The 13,601-nt window shown below is 63.4% G+C and carries 16 protein-coding genes and 1 pseudogene; 7 read left to right on the top strand and 10 right to left on the bottom strand.

The window, feature by feature from the left end; all coding sequences use genetic code 11:
• The 6 genes and pseudogenes from EOA78_RS37970 to EOA78_RS24440 form a co-directional block, all read right to left on the bottom strand.
• Window positions 1-771 (bottom strand): annotated as a pseudogene (locus tag EOA78_RS37970) (4-diphosphocytidyl-2C-methyl-D-erythritol kinase); the annotation flags it as partial.
• 66 nt (window positions 772-837) lie between these two features.
• Window positions 838-1,575 (bottom strand): XdhC family protein, encoded by a 738-nt coding sequence (locus tag EOA78_RS24460; protein WP_127317355.1) that lies wholly within the window; start codon window positions 1,573-1,575, stop codon window positions 838-840.
• Between the two features lie 67 nt (window positions 1,576-1,642).
• Entirely contained in the window at window positions 1,643-1,981 is a 339-nt protein-coding gene (locus tag EOA78_RS24455) for an XdhC family protein (protein ID WP_065008152.1), read from the bottom strand.
• A gap of 28 nt (window positions 1,982-2,009) precedes the next feature.
• On the bottom strand, window positions 2,010-3,260 hold the full coding sequence (locus EOA78_RS24450; protein ID WP_127317354.1) for a VWA domain-containing protein: 1,251 nt from the start codon (window positions 3,258-3,260) through the stop codon (window positions 2,010-2,012).
• 3 nt (window positions 3,261-3,263) lie between these two features.
• A complete protein-coding gene (locus EOA78_RS24445; RefSeq protein ID WP_127317353.1) occupies window positions 3,264-4,193 on the bottom strand; it encodes a MoxR family ATPase in 930 nt (309 codons plus the stop codon).
• A 32-nt stretch (window positions 4,194-4,225) separates the two neighbouring features.
• The gene (locus EOA78_RS24440; RefSeq protein ID WP_127317352.1) at window positions 4,226-4,720 is read right to left on the bottom strand and encodes a flavin reductase; all 495 of its coding nucleotides are present in this window, start codon (window positions 4,718-4,720) and stop codon (window positions 4,226-4,228) included.
• Window positions 4,721-4,909: 189 nt separating this feature from the next.
• On the opposite strand from EOA78_RS24440, the gene EOA78_RS24435 reads away from it, so the two are divergent.
• Window positions 4,910-5,995: a branched-chain amino acid ABC transporter substrate-binding protein gene (locus tag EOA78_RS24435; RefSeq protein WP_127317351.1), complete on the top strand. Its 1,086-nt coding sequence runs from the start codon at window positions 4,910-4,912 to the stop codon at window positions 5,993-5,995.
• Window positions 5,995-7,014: a P1 family peptidase gene (locus EOA78_RS24430; protein WP_127317350.1), complete on the top strand. Its 1,020-nt coding sequence runs from the start codon at window positions 5,995-5,997 to the stop codon at window positions 7,012-7,014. Before EOA78_RS24435 ends, EOA78_RS24430 begins: the two co-directional genes overlap by 1 nt.
• 40 nt (window positions 7,015-7,054) lie before the next feature.
• On the opposite strand, the gene EOA78_RS24425 is transcribed toward EOA78_RS24430, so the two are convergent.
• Window positions 7,055-7,309 (bottom strand): DUF2171 domain-containing protein, encoded by a 255-nt coding sequence (locus tag EOA78_RS24425; RefSeq protein ID WP_127208947.1) that lies wholly within the window; start codon window positions 7,307-7,309, stop codon window positions 7,055-7,057.
• Window positions 7,310-7,449: 140 nt separating this feature from the next.
• On the opposite strand from EOA78_RS24425, the gene EOA78_RS24420 reads away from it, so the two are divergent.
• The 4 genes from EOA78_RS24420 to EOA78_RS24405 are packed head-to-tail and all read left to right on the top strand — an operon-like array spanning window position 7,450 to window position 10,626.
• Window positions 7,450-8,175: a DUF2259 domain-containing protein gene (locus EOA78_RS24420; protein ID WP_127317349.1), complete on the top strand. Its 726-nt coding sequence runs from the start codon at window positions 7,450-7,452 to the stop codon at window positions 8,173-8,175.
• On the top strand, window positions 8,172-8,687 hold the full coding sequence (locus EOA78_RS24415) for a hypothetical protein (RefSeq protein ID WP_164783915.1): 516 nt from the start codon (window positions 8,172-8,174) through the stop codon (window positions 8,685-8,687). The genes EOA78_RS24420 and EOA78_RS24415 overlap by 4 nt, the downstream gene beginning before the upstream one ends.
• 59 nt (window positions 8,688-8,746) lie before the next feature.
• On the top strand, window positions 8,747-10,054 hold the full coding sequence (gene purB / locus EOA78_RS24410) for an adenylosuccinate lyase (protein ID WP_127317348.1): 1,308 nt from the start codon (window positions 8,747-8,749) through the stop codon (window positions 10,052-10,054).
• Window positions 10,054-10,626 carry an alpha/beta hydrolase gene (locus tag EOA78_RS24405; protein WP_127317347.1) on the top strand — a complete coding sequence of 191 codons (573 nt, stop codon included), beginning with the start codon at window positions 10,054-10,056 and terminating at the stop codon, window positions 10,624-10,626. Before purB ends, EOA78_RS24405 begins: the two co-directional genes overlap by 1 nt.
• 16 nt (window positions 10,627-10,642) lie before the next feature.
• Here EOA78_RS24405 and EOA78_RS24400 read toward each other — a convergent pair whose 3' ends face one another.
• The gene (locus EOA78_RS24400) at window positions 10,643-11,455 is read right to left on the bottom strand and encodes a VOC family protein (RefSeq protein ID WP_127317346.1); all 813 of its coding nucleotides are present in this window, start codon (window positions 11,453-11,455) and stop codon (window positions 10,643-10,645) included.
• 250 nt (window positions 11,456-11,705) lie between these two features.
• On the opposite strand from EOA78_RS24400, the gene EOA78_RS24395 reads away from it, so the two are divergent.
• Window positions 11,706-12,254, top strand: coding sequence for an alpha/beta hydrolase (locus tag EOA78_RS24395; protein ID WP_127317357.1), 549 nt, complete (start codon window positions 11,706-11,708; stop codon window positions 12,252-12,254).
• On the opposite strand, the gene EOA78_RS24390 is transcribed toward EOA78_RS24395, so the two are convergent.
• On the bottom strand, window positions 12,251-13,024 hold the full coding sequence (locus EOA78_RS24390; protein WP_127317345.1) for an HpcH/HpaI aldolase/citrate lyase family protein: 774 nt from the start codon (window positions 13,022-13,024) through the stop codon (window positions 12,251-12,253). The two genes, EOA78_RS24395 and EOA78_RS24390, sit on opposite strands and share 4 nt — an antisense overlap.
• A gap of 134 nt (window positions 13,025-13,158) precedes the next feature.
• Window positions 13,159-13,479 carry a DUF1476 domain-containing protein gene (locus tag EOA78_RS24385; RefSeq protein ID WP_127317344.1) on the bottom strand — a complete coding sequence of 107 codons (321 nt, stop codon included), beginning with the start codon at window positions 13,477-13,479 and terminating at the stop codon, window positions 13,159-13,161.
• Between the last annotated feature and the right edge of the window lie 122 nt (window positions 13,480-13,601).

The following is a 13,601-nucleotide window of genomic DNA, read 5'->3' as shown; positions in this document are numbered from 1 at the left end:
GCGGAGGACAATGCCGCCGGCCTTCTCGATCGCCGCCGGGACGACGTCGCCAAAATCGCTCATCGCCGAAGCGCCGAAGATCACCACCATGTCGTTGTCGCGCGCCAGCGAGGCCGCAGCTTCCGCAACGGGACCAACTTCATGCGGCGTGCGGCGCTCCGCCGTCAGCCGGCCGCCCGAGCGCGCCAGGCGGGCTTCGGTGACACGCAACGTCTTGTCGAGCACGTTCGGCTTGATACCGGGCAGAACCGTCTGGATGACGCCGACACGCACCGGCTGATAGGCATTGACGGCGAAGATCTCGCTGCCGGCGCAGATCCTTGCTACCGCATCGACCAGCACGGAGCCGACCGCGAAGGGAATGATCTTCACGGTCGCCACCATCTGGCCTTTTTCGACCGGTGCGTGCTGCGCCAGCGTGGCGATGGTGATGGTCGGGTCGACGGCGTTGATGGCGTCGATCATCGCCGCGTCGACAGTGAAGATGCCGCCCGCCTCGGCGTGCAGGTTGACCCGGCCGGTCGCGGCGGGCTTGGCCTAGATGTTGCGATGGATCATGCTTTCGGCGATTTTTTCGGCGGCAGCGTCCTCGCTCAAATCGTCGGGAGCAAGAACAGCCGCGACAACCTCCGAAATCCCTGCGGCCTTGAGCAAAGATACATCATCGGCGCTCAGCCGATGCGCCTTGCGGAAGCGCCGTTCTCCGACCGTGGTGGCATGCGCCAGCACCGCGCCCTCGGCCGTGTCGATCGGGATCGGGCCGAATTTCACGCTGCCGCGTCCGTAGAGCGCCGCGCGTCCTCTTGGACGCGCAAAGGACGCTCTACTACTTTGAATCTACGCATCGTGCCTCTCCAAAATCGATTCCGATCTTTGGGCCGATGCGGAGGCTTCGAGGCCACGCGAGCGAAAGGCCTGGATCGCCTGCGCCAGCACCGCGACGGCGATCTCGGCCGGGCTCGCTGCGCCGATGTCGAGGCCGATCGGCGCGTGGATGCGGGCGATCTGGTCGGCGGTCGCGCCCAATGCCAGCAGGCGTTCGACGCGCTTCGCATGGGTCTTGCGGCTGCCGAGCGCCCCGACATAGAAGCAGTTGGCGTCGAGCGCCGCTTTCAGCGCGAAGTCATCGATCTTCGGGTCATGGGTGACGGCTGCCAACGCCGTATAACTGTCGAGCGGCTGGCGCTTCAGAACATCCTCGGGCCATTCTGCATGCAGCGCGACATCGGGAAAGCGGTCTGCGGTGGCAAAGGCCGTGCGCGGATCGACGATCTCGACGGGAAAGCCGGCGATCTTGGCCATCGGCGCCAGTGCCTGGCTGATATGAACGGCGCCGATCACCAACAGGCGCGGCTGCGGCAGATAGGCGTTGAGGAAGAAAGATCGCCCCTCCGCCTCGACCGACCCGGAGCTGCCCGATCGAAACGCCTTGGCGATCGCAGCGCCCAGATCGCCGGCGACCTGGTCGCCCTCGCGCACGATGCGGTCGCGGCCGTCGCCGAGATCGGTGACCAGGATCGCCGCGCGGCGGGCGCGGCGTTCGGCGTTCAGCGTCTTCAGCGCATAAGGATCCATCGAAATATCTCTTGTTTAAGCATGATTCTTGTCCGCAAACCGGTTCCCACTTTGCGGGATCATGCTTCTAACCCAACCGCTCGACATAGACTTTGATGCGGCCTCCGCAGGACAAGCCAACCTGCCAGGCGGTCTCATCGGCGACCCCGAACTCCAGCATCTTTGCCTTGCCGCTGTCGATGACATCGATTGCCTCGGTGACGACCGCGCCTTCGACGCAGCCGCCAGAGACGGAGCCGTGGAAATTGCCTTCCGCGTCGATGACAAGATGGCTGCCGACCGGACGCGGTGCCGAGCCCCACGTCTCGACCACGGTGGCAATGGCGACATCCTTGCCGTCCTTCATCCAGCCTTCGGCGATGATCAGCGGATCGCGCGCCTCATCGAGATAGATACTGTTTTCCATCACCGTTTCTCCCGGAGAAAACATATGGCTATGCAGCGCTTCTCGCGCCACCTTCAATCCATCTGCGTGGGTCGACCAAGCGCGCCGAATTCTTGTCCAGCGACTGGCAGAGATCAGCGAGCGCATCGAGATTGTGTACCGAGCGGAACTCGTCGACATGCGGCAGCATCGCCTTGACACCGCGGGCACGGGCCTCGAAACCGTCGAAGCGCAGCAGCGGGTTCAGCCAGATCAACCGCCGGCAGGATTTGTGCAGGCGCTCCATTTCCTCCGACAGGCCGGCGATGTCGTCGCGCTCCAGCCCGTCGGTAATCAGCAGCACTACCGCGCCCTGGCCCAGCACGCGCCGCGACCACAGTCGGTTGAATTCGGCCAGCGTATCGCCGATGCGGGTGCCGCCCGACCAGTCCATCACCGCAGCCGAGCAATCGGCGAGTGCTGCGTCAGGATCGCGATGGCGCATCTGCCGCGTCAGATTTGTCAGCCTGGTGCCGAAGACAAAGGCATGCACGCGTCGGCGCTTTTCGGTCAGCGCATGCAGGAAATGCAGAAAGATGCGCGTGTACTGGCTCATCGAACCGGAAATATCGGCAAGCACGACCAGCGGCGGGTGAACCTCGCGCGATGACCGGAATCTTGGCAGGATCAGTTCGCCGCCCGTCCGCGCGGCCGAGCGCATCATGGCGCGTGGATCGATGCGTCGGCCATGCGCGTCGGATTTGAAACGCCGTGTCCTGACCATGTCTAAGGGCAGCCGCAACGCGGTAATCGCCTTCTTGGCGTCGGCCATTTCGGCGGCGTTCATCTGGGCAAAGTCCTTGCCCCTCAGCACCTCGTTGCCGGAAAATGTGAAGCGGGCGTCGACCTCGATCTCGGGGATTTCCTGCGCCGGCTGGTTCTTCTGGTGGCCCTCGAACATTGCCTGGCTGACGCGGTTTTCCGCAGCGCGCGGCTTCTGCTTCTCTCTGAGATCAGGCGCCACCGGCGAAAACATCGCCAGCATCTTTTCGATCAGCTCGTGCGATTTCCAGAACAGCCGGAACGTCTCGTCAAAGGTTGGGTGGTCCTCGTGCCGCGAGACGAGGACAGCGTGCAGCGTCCAGTAGAAATCGTCGCGAGAGCCGAAACCGGCGGCCAGCACCGCCTCGATCGCATCCTTGACCGAGGCCGGGCCGACCCGCATGCCGGCCTTGCGCAAGGTGCGGGCGAAATAGACGATGTTGTCGGCGATCCGCCCTTCCGGCGTGGCCTCTTTCGGTTCGCGACGCGGCGTTGCCATCGCCTACTCCGCCGCCGAAAGCTCGGCCTTCACCTCGTTGAGGATGCGCCGGCCCTCGCCCTGTTCAATACGGGCAATATCGTCCTGGTATTTCAACAGCACGCCGATCGTGTCGGAAACGGTTTCCGGATCGAGCGCCACCTTGTCGAGTTCGGTCAGCGCGCCGGCCCAGTCGATGGTCTCGGCAACCCCCGGCACCTTGAACAGCTCGATCTGGCGCAGCTTCTGGATGAACGAAACCACCTCTGCCGACAGCCGGCTGTTGGCCTGCGGTACTTTCCTACGCACGATCTCCAGTTCGCGCTCGGCATTCGGATAATCGACCCAGTGATAGAGGCAGCGCCGCTTCAGCGCGTCGTGAATCTCGCGGGTGCGGTTGGTGGTGATGATGACGATCGGCGGCTCCTCGGCCTTGATCGTGCCGAGTTCGGGAACAGTCACCTGGAAGTCGGAGAGGATTTCGAGCAGGAATGCCTCGAAGGCCTCGTCAGTGCGGTCTAGCTCGTCGATCAGGAAGACCGGGGCGCCGCCCGCCTTGCCGGTCAGCGCGTCGAGCACCGGGCGGCGGATCAGGTACTTTTCGGAAAAAACGTTACGCTCCATGTCGGAGCGGTCGACCTTGCCGGCCGCCTCCTCCATGCGGATCTCGATCATCTGCGCGGCGTAATTCCACTCGTAGACGGCGGAGGAGACGTCGAGGCCTTCATAGCATTGCAGGCGGATCAGCCGACGGCCAAGCGCTTGCGACAGCACCTTGGCGATCTCGGTCTTGCCGACGCCGGCCTCGCCCTCGAGAAACAGCGGCCGCCTCATGCGCAGCGATAAGAACAGCACGGTCGCCAAAGACCGGTCCGCCACATAGTCCGCGCCGGTCAGCAGATCGAGCGTCTCGTCGATCGTCGCCGGCGCGGGGCGCGATTTCAACTCGGTCATTCTCTCTCCGTGGGTGCAGCCATCCAGAGCCTCTACAGAGCGTGATAGCCGCGGTCGTGATAGATCAGCGGCCGCAAATTATCGCCGGTGCGCAGGCCTGTCACCTTGCCAAAAAGCACACGGTGGGTGGCCAGATCCTTGGTGTCGATCAGTTCACAGTCGAACACGGCGAGCGCGCCCTTCAGCGTCGGCGCACCGGTCGAGATCACGTCCCAATCGCCCAGCGCGAAACGTTCCTCGACAGGCAGGCCGGTGAGACCGGAAAAGCCGACCGACAGCGCCTCCTGGTCCGAAGCCAGCGTGTTCAAGGCGAACTTGCCGTTCTTCACGAACGGCTCGTTCTTGGGATTCTCGCGATTGAGACAAATCAGAATGGTCGGCGGCGTGTCCGAGACCGAACACGCTGCAATCACGGTCGCACCGCGCCTGCCGGCGGGGCCATCGGTGGTAACCACATGGACGTGACCGGCAAAATGGCTCATCGCGTCGCGATAGGCCTGCGGCCCTATGTCGTTCTTCTTCAGCACCGGCGATTTCCATTGGTTTGAAGCGAGGTGAACCCACCGTTATATATGGCGGCATATTGCATGCCACAAGCGAAGTGGTTGACATGCATCCTGAATTTCGCGTGTTGCGTGAAAGCTGACCAGCCTTTAGGTCTTGGCAGGAAGTGGCGCCGGCAACACGCGACCGGCGCGGAGGAATTCTTCGCACGCATGCGACCCCGGACAATAGGCACGACAACGACAATAGCGGTGCTGGCCTGGCTGTCTCTCGCCGGCGATGCGAACGCTGAGACGCTGTTGGTCGGTGTCGCAGCACCACTGTCGGGGGCCTCGGCGATCCTCGGCAGGCAGATCGAGGCTGGTGCTGGCCTGGCGGCGGAGGCGAACGGTGCCCAGCTCAAGGTTGTCGATGACGCCTGTACGGCCGATGGTGGGGCTGCCGCGGCGAGGGAGTTCGTTGCGGCGAAAGTCGGCGCGGTCGTCGGCTTCCTCTGCACGGAGGCGATCGAGGCAGCACTGCCGATCCTGAAGGACGCCAACATCCCGGTCATCACCGTCGGCGTGCGCACCGAAAGTCTGACCGACCGGCGCGCCAAGACCGGCTGGCCGATCTTTCGGCTTGGGCCGCGCGGCGATGACGAGCGCAACGCCGTCGCCTCCAATCTGATCCGCCGATGGCAGAACGAACTGTTCGCCATCGTCGACGACGGTACGATTTACGGCCGCGAAATCGCTGAGACGCTTCGAGCGGCAGCCGATCAGGCGGCGCTGAAACCGGTGTTCGTCGACACATTCCGGCCTCAGCTCGACAACCAGATCGGGCTGGTCGGGCGGCTGAGGAAAGCCGGCGCAACGCATGTCTTCGCTGGCGGCGACGGCGACGACATCGCCATCATGGGCCGCGACGCCGGCCAGCTCGATGCCGGCATCACCTTTGCCGGCGGCGAAGCGCTGCGCACCCCGCCCGGCGACGTGCCTTATGCCACGGGCACGCTGATGATCGCACCGCCCGAATGGGATGATGTCGCCGCCCCCAAGGTGCTCGACAGCTTTGCCGCGCAAAAGATCGTGCCGGAGGGTTACATGCTGCCGGCCTATGCGGCGGTCGAGATCGCCGAGGCGGCGACGGCCCTGGCGGAAACCTCCGGCAAGCCATTGGCCGATGCGCTCACCGCGCGCGACTTCAGCACCGCGATCGGACCGATCCGCTTTGACGGCAAGGGCGACTTGACCGAAAACCTCTATCGGGTCTTCCGTTTCAACGGCGCAAATTTCGCGCCGGCGGAGACCAAATAATGTTTCGCACAGGGCCGCGCAATCTCATCACCGATGTCGCTGGCCTGCGCGTCGGCAACGCTTCCGATGTGAGGCTGAGGTCCGGGGTGACCACCATCGTCTGCGACGTACCTGCGGTGGCCGGTGTCCAGATCCTGGGCGGTGCGCCGGGCACCCGCGAGACCGACCTGCTCGAGCCGCACAATTCGATCGAGGCGATCCATGCTGTGGTGCTTTCCGGTGGTTCGGCCTTCGGTCTCGACGCCGCCTCCGGCGTACAGGCGGCACTGCGTGAAAGGGGCATCGGTGTCGAGGTCGGCGGCTTTCGCGTGCCGATCGTGCCGGCGGCGATCCTGTTCGACCTGCGCAATGGCGGCGACAAGGATTGGGGCCGCTATCCGCCCTACCGCGATCTCGGCTATGAGGCGGCACAGGCTGTCGGCCTCGACTTTGCGCTGGGCACGGTCGGCGCGGGCACCGGTGCGTTGAGTTCCGGCCTCAAGGGCGGCCTCGGCTCGGCCTCGACGGTGCTCGACATCGGCGTCACCATCGGTGCGCTCGCCGCAGTCAATCCGACCGGCTCGGTGACGATCGCCCAAACCCGCCACTTCTGGGCGGCGCCCTTCGAGATCGGCGGCGAGTTCGGCGGGCTTGGTTATCCCTCGCCTATGCCGGAGGACGCGAAAACGATCCTGCTGAAGTTTCGCGACAAGCATATCGGGAAACGGACGGAGGTCGGCGGCAACACGACCATCGCCGTAATCGCCACGGACGCCGTCCTCACCAAGGCCGCCGCCAAACGCCTGGCGATGTCAGCGCATGACGGCTTCGTGCGCGCCATTTGGCCGACACACACGCCGGCCGACGGGGATCTGGTTTTCGCGCTGGCGACCGGCAAGAGCGGCATCGAGCTCGCGCCCAACGACGCCATCGAGCTTTACGCCGCGGCCGGCGCCACCATGGCGCGCGCCATCAGCCGTGGCGTCTTTGCCGCGACGCCAGCCGACGGCGACCTGTTTCCGGTCTGGTCGTCGCGCTGAATGCCGTAATCAAATGGACCGTAATAATCAAATGTCGTGATCAGGTGGGGTCGGATTTTTCTTCCTCGAATGTGACCGCAACATCCGAATTTGCCGACAGCCGCACTTTCTGGCCCTCGACTTCGGCTACTAGGCTGAGCGGAATATAGTGGTGATGCCCCCTGTGAGCGCCCTCGCCGCTGTCGCGCTTGGTCAGCTTGATTCGTTGTCCCTCAACTTTGTCAACGGTGCCGACATGGACGCCGTCGGCGCCGATCACTTCCATATGTTCGCGAATGCTGGCTGCATCGGTCATTGTGGGTTCTCCATTTGAAGCTGCCGACATAAACAAATGAGAACGCGATTGGATGCATCGGCTTGTGTCTCAGAGGCACGACGTTTTGACGACGTCGTGATAGTGATCGAAACAACGCTGGCTGCTCAAACGGAAATCCTATGCAGATCCTTGTCCTGTTTGCCGTTTCCCTCCTCGCCCAGTTTGCAACTTCGCTCGACGCGCATGCCGGCGATGTCGCCGAGCTTGAAATCCTTGGCTTCACCAGGGATGGCGGCGCCTTCGCCTTCGAGGAGTTTGGCGTCCAGGACGGATCGGGATTTCCATATGCCAATCGCTATTACATCAACACGGCCGACGACAGTTTTCTCAAGGGCACACCGATCAGGGTGCGGCTTGACGACGAGAACGCAACGCTTGACGCAGCGCGCCTTGCAGCCCGGCAGAAAGGCGAAGCCATTATCAAGCAGGCGGAATTAACCGCGAATCGCGGCATCACCGCCGGCTTCAACCCGGTGACCGAACTTTCGGCCGATCCGTTCCGCATGGTAGTCAACCCGCGTCCGATCTTTTCGCCGGTCGACGATCCGCTCGAGTTCCGGCTCGACGAGATCGGTATGAACGATCCCGAAGTCTGCCAGAGCCTTGGCGAGATCAACGGCTTTCGCCTGCTGCGCATCGAGGCGAAAGACGGCGGCGAGACTGAGCTTCTGCACGAGGACAAGTCGATCCCCAAAAGCAGAGGCTGCCCGAACGGCTATCGGATCGGCGCGGTGCAGACATTTTCCATGCAAAGCCTCAGCGCCTATGCCGTGCTGATCTCGGTGCGCCAGTACGGCTTCGAAGGGCCGGACTATCGCTGGATCGCGGTGACCGGTCGGCTGTGACGCCGCTCCCCGCCTTACACAACCGCCTGGATCGTATCCGCAACGCCTTGCTATCGCCGGGCGTCGCGGTATGCGGCGCCCTGCTGTGGGCCGCAGCGATGGGCGCCAGCGCGCTTGTCAATCTGCTGTTGGACGACTGGGAGACCCCGGCAAAGATCCGCTTCGTCTCGCTGCTCTATGCGGCCGGCGGTGCGCTCGCCTTTCCGGTTGGCCTGTTCCTGGCGCGGCTCGTCTCCCTCGGACGGCATTGGCAAGTTGCCTTGGCGGCCGCGTTTGTCTGCCTTCTTGCCGCCACGATCGGCTTCACCGGTGGGCTCTTTGCGCTGCAATACCGTTCCTACTATGCCCAGTGGCATGAACCTGCACTGACCATCGCCTGGTCCATCCAGTTCGTGCACACAATGGCGACGGCGTTCTATCAATTCATCGTTCTGGGCATCCGGCTTTATTTTCCGCTCGGTTTCATCGCGCTGGCTCTCGCCAGCATCTGGTTTGCGCGGCAGCAGCGTTGAGGATTTTGTCTGCCTCTGTTAGGACGCGGGCGAACGCCCTCGCAAGTCAGGACTGATGGATGATCCCTCGCTACTCCCGGCCCGAAATGGTGGCCATCTGGTCGCCCGAAACCCGATTCCGCATCTGGTTCGAGATTGAGGCCTACGCTTGCGATGCACTGGCCGAGCTCGGCGTGATCCCTAAGGAGGCCGCCAGAACCATCTGGGAAAAGGGCGGGGCCGCGAAGTTCGACGTCGAGGCCATCGACGAGATCGAGCGTGTCACCAAGCACGACGTCATCGCCTTCCTCACCCATCTTAGTGAATTCGTCGGGCCGGATGCCCGCTTCATCCATCAGGGCATGACCTCCTCGGACGTCCTCGACACCTGCTTTGCCGTGCAGCTCACCCGCGCCAGCGAAATCCTTCTGGCCGACGTCGACGGCCTGCTTGCGGCGCTCAAGCGCCGCGCTTTCGAACACAAGGACACAATCACCATCGGCCGCAGCCACGGCATCCACGCCGAGCCGACCACCTTCGGCGTCAAGCTGGCGCAGGCCTATGCCGAATTCTCGCGCTGCCGCGAGCGGCTGGTGCACGCGCGTGAGGATATTGCGACGTGCGCCATATCAGGTGCTGTCGGCACTTTCGCCAACATCGATCCCTATGTCGAAGAGCATGTGGCGAAGAAACTCGGATTGAAGCCGGAGCCGGTATCGACGCAGGTGATCCCGCGCGACCGCCACGCGATGTTCTTCGCGACACTCGGTGTCATCGCATCGTCGATCGAACGGCTGGCGATCGAGATCCGCCATCTGCAGCGCACCGAGGTGCTGGAGGCGGAAGAGTATTTTTCGCCCGGACAGAAAGGCTCGTCGGCGATGCCGCACAAGCGTAACCCAGTGCTTACCGAAAACCTCACCGGGCTTGCGCGCATGGTGCGTTCCTTCGCGCAACCGGCGATGGAGAACGTGGCGCTCTGGCACGAGCGCGATATCTCGCATTCGTCGGTCGAGCGCATGATCGGCCCGGATGCGACCGTCACGCTCGATTTTGCGCTGTCGCGGCTGACCAGTGTCATCGACAGATTGCTCGTCTATCCCGACAACATGCTGACGAACATGAACAAGTTCCGCGGCCTCGTGCATTCGCAGCGTGTGCTACTGGCGCTGACCCAGGCCGGGGTCAGCCGTGAGGACGCCTACCGGCTGGTGCAGAGAAACGCCATGAAAGTGTGGGAGCAAGGCGCTGATTTCCTTGAGGAACTTTTGGCTGACAAAGAGGTCACCGCAGCTTTGCCCGAGGCCGAGATTCGTGAAAAATTCGACCTCGGCTATCATACCAAGCATGTCGACACGATTTTCAGGCGCGTGTTCGGAGAAGCGTGATGATTTCGGCGGCCGGAGAATTCGATTTTCTCGCCCTGCCCGGGCGCGGCAATTCCGGGCCGGATCACTGGATGTCGCATTGGTGCCGGGCGTTTCCCAATTCGAGCCGCGTGCTGCAGGCCGAATGGGACAGGCCGACCCCTGAGGACTGGATTGGACGGGTGGACGCCGCGATTGCCGCGGCACCTCGGCGCGTGGTGCTGCTTGCGCACTCACTGGCGGTGGCGACGGCGGTGAAGTGGGCGGCCGGCGCCAGCGAAAGCCAACTCAACAAGGTTGCGGGCGCGTTGCTGGTTGCCGCAACCAATGTCGAGGACCCTGGTCCTTCCTTCGACCTTGTTCGTCCCTTTGCGCCAATGCCGCTGAAACGCTTGCCATTTCCGACCCTGGTGGTGGCCAGCCGCACCGATCCGCGTGTCACCTTCGACCAGGCGACGGCCTTCGCCGCTGCCTGGGGCGCAGACCTCGCCGATGCCGGCGATCTCGGCCATATGGGAAACGAGACCCGCCTCGGCCTTTGGCCGGCGGGCCTGCTCATGCTTGGCCGCTTGTTGGAAAAGGCTCGCCTCTAACTGGCTTCCGAAACGCTCAGGCCTTGCCGGGAACGGTCCTGATCACCGTTCCCCATGGATCCTCGCGGGTCGTTGCAGCGGTCACATCGTCGGAGCGCATTTCGACCCAGGCTAGGCCGGACCGGGACGGATCGCGACGGCCGGCGCCGGCGCTCTGCCACGCATTGGCGCCGATGTGGTGATGATAGCCGCCCGACGACAGGAACACCGCCGAGCCACCATATCTCGCCACAGTATCGAAGCCGAACTCCTGGTGCCACCAGGCCTCGGCGTCTTCCGGCCGACCGACGCGCAGGTGGACGTGGCCGATGATGCTGTTGTCCGGCATCCCTTGCCAGCCGGCATCGCCGGCCGGCACTTCGGCGACGACGGAGGGGATATTCATCCGTTCGGTCGCCATCGCCACCTTGTCGCCATTCCACTTCCAGTCCTGCGGCCGGCGGTCGGCATAGATCTCGATGCCGTTGCCTTCGGGGTCGGTCAGGTAAAGCGCCTCGCTGACGAGATGGTCGGAAGCACCGTCGATGCCGATCTTGTTGGCGGTGGCATGTTTGATCCAGCGGCCGAGATCGGCGCGGCTGGGCAGCAGGAAAGCGGTATGGAAGAGGCCGGCGCTGCGCGGATCGTCGGGCTTGGCAGCCGCATCCGGCTCGATGACGAGCAGCGGACGATTGGCGGCGCCCAACGTAATCGTGCCGCCGGCGCGGCTCAGTTCCCGCAGACCGACGACATTGCGATAATAAGTGGCGAGATTTTCGGCATCACGCGCCCGCAACCCAACGCGGGCAACGCTGACCGGGGTCGTGGCAGCAAAAGGCAGTTCGCTCATCAAAATCTCCGTTTGGCAGCCTTCGACGAGATCCCCAAAGCCAGGACCCCTGTGCCTCCGATCATTGTACGTCGTGTCAGTCCCAAAATCCTGGTTTCCCCTTACACGGCTGTTTCTTTTCCTGACGACAGATCGTCGATCGCGATCGTTCACACAAGGCGGCAAGAAGCGAACATGGTGTTCACTATTGTGGGCAATCGCACCGATAATCGCGGTTGCACGAAACCGCGTCGCTCGCTACATGCGCGCCATGAAAGTCAGGGATGCAGACATTCTCATCGTGCCGGGCTACACCAATTCCGGCCCCGACCATTGGCAGAGCCGCTGGCAATCGAAATTGTCGACGGCGCGGCGCGTCGAGCAGGCGGAATGGTCGAAGCCTGTGCGCGAGGATTGGACGGCGAGCGTGGCGAAGGCGGTCAACGAGGCCGAACGGCCGGTCGTTATCGTCGCGCATTCGCTGGGCGTCGCCGCCGTAGTCCAGGCAATGCCGCAGTTCCAGCGTCCGGTCGCCGGAGCCTTCTTCGTGGCGCCGCCGGACGTCGCCAATCCCAAGATAAAACCCAGGCACCTGATGACCTTCGGTCCCTATCCGCGCGAGCCGTTGGCATTTCCCTCCATGGTGATCGCCAGCCGCAACGACCCGTTCTGCACGTTTGAGGTGGCCGAGGACATTGCCGGCGCCTGGGGCTCGCTATTCATCGACGCCGGCGAGGCTGGCCATCTCAACGCCGATTCCGGCTTCGGGCCGTGGCCCGAAGGATCGATGACGTTTGCCAAGTTCCTGACGGGTCTTTAGGATCCGATCGAGTCCCTCACGCTCTTCAGCAGGGTTTTTGCCCCCAGACCGATCAGCGCGTGCTCGGAGCCCATCGCCAGCAGCCGGTAGCCCATTGACACCACACGGCCGGCGATGGCCGGCTCGACGACGTAGATTGCGGCATGCTTGCCGGCCTTGCGTGTCCGCTCGGCGATCGAGGCAACGGTTTCCATCATGCTTTCGAGCGTCGAGTTGACGGCGGCGCCGTTCGACCAGGCAATCGAGAAGTCCGAGGGGCCGAGGAAGATTCCATCGATACCCGGCGTGTCGAGGATGCCGTCGAGCGCATCGAGGGCGGCTCGCGTTTCGACCATGGCGAAGGCCATGGTGCGCTCGTTGCTGTCGCGCAGCCAGTCGGCATAGCCGCCCTTGCCATGACGCGGAAAGGCATAAGTCGGGCCCCAGGAGCGCTCGCCGAGTGGCGGGTACTTCATGGCGGCGGCAAACAGCCGTGCGTCCGCCACCGAATTCACCATCGGCGCAATCACCGCCTCGGCGCCGAAATCGAGCGCGCGGCTGGCCATGTCGAAGCGGCCGACCGGAATGCGCACCAGCGCCGGTTTGTTGGCGGCCAGCACCGGCCCAAGGGCGCGCAGCACGCTGTCCTCGTGATGTCCGCCATGCTGCATATCGAGCGTGACGGCATCGAAACCCTGTCTGGCAAGAATCTCGACCGTCAGGGCATCAGGCACGCCGGACCATGCGGTGATCAGCGCTTCATCCGCCGCCAGGCGTGACTTCAGGGACATCAAGCGTTTTCCTCGTTGGCTTTCTTCGGGTTTCTTCGCAGTTCAGCCGGAAACAGCTGCAAAGGCAAAGAAAAACCGCCCGGAGAGACCGGGCGGTCGATTGGTCCAGCGTATCGATTGGCTCAGAGCAAGGATCAGGTGTTCTTGATCTGCTCGATCGCCTGCGCCATCAGATCGTCCATGGTGCGGCGAATCTGATGGTCCGACTGGACGACCCCGGCCTCGTCGAAATCCTTTCGTATCTTGCGGAACACGTCGTGATCGCCGGCTTCCTCAATGTCGGCGAGGACCACCTGCTTGGCATAGGCTTCGGCGTCGGCCCCGTCCTTGCCGAGCTTTTCGGCGGCCCACAGGCCGAGCGCCTTGTTGCGGCGGGCCGCGGCTTTGAACCGGAGTTCCTCGTCGATTGCGAACTTGCGCTCGAAGCCCTCCTCGCGATCTTTCATGCTGCTCATGGCATCCCTCCGGTCAAATCCGATTCGTTGGCAGTTGGAATATGTGTATTGCCGCAGCACAAACCAAAAGCCCGCGGGCCGGTCAATATGGTATGTCACTTGTTGCGCTGCGGCATTTCATT

This window comes from Mesorhizobium sp. M5C.F.Cr.IN.023.01.1.1 (assembly GCF_003997585.1).
Lineage (GTDB): Bacteria > Pseudomonadota > Alphaproteobacteria > Rhizobiales > Rhizobiaceae > Mesorhizobium > Mesorhizobium wenxiniae.
This window is presented reverse-complemented; position numbering and strand designations above follow the sequence as displayed.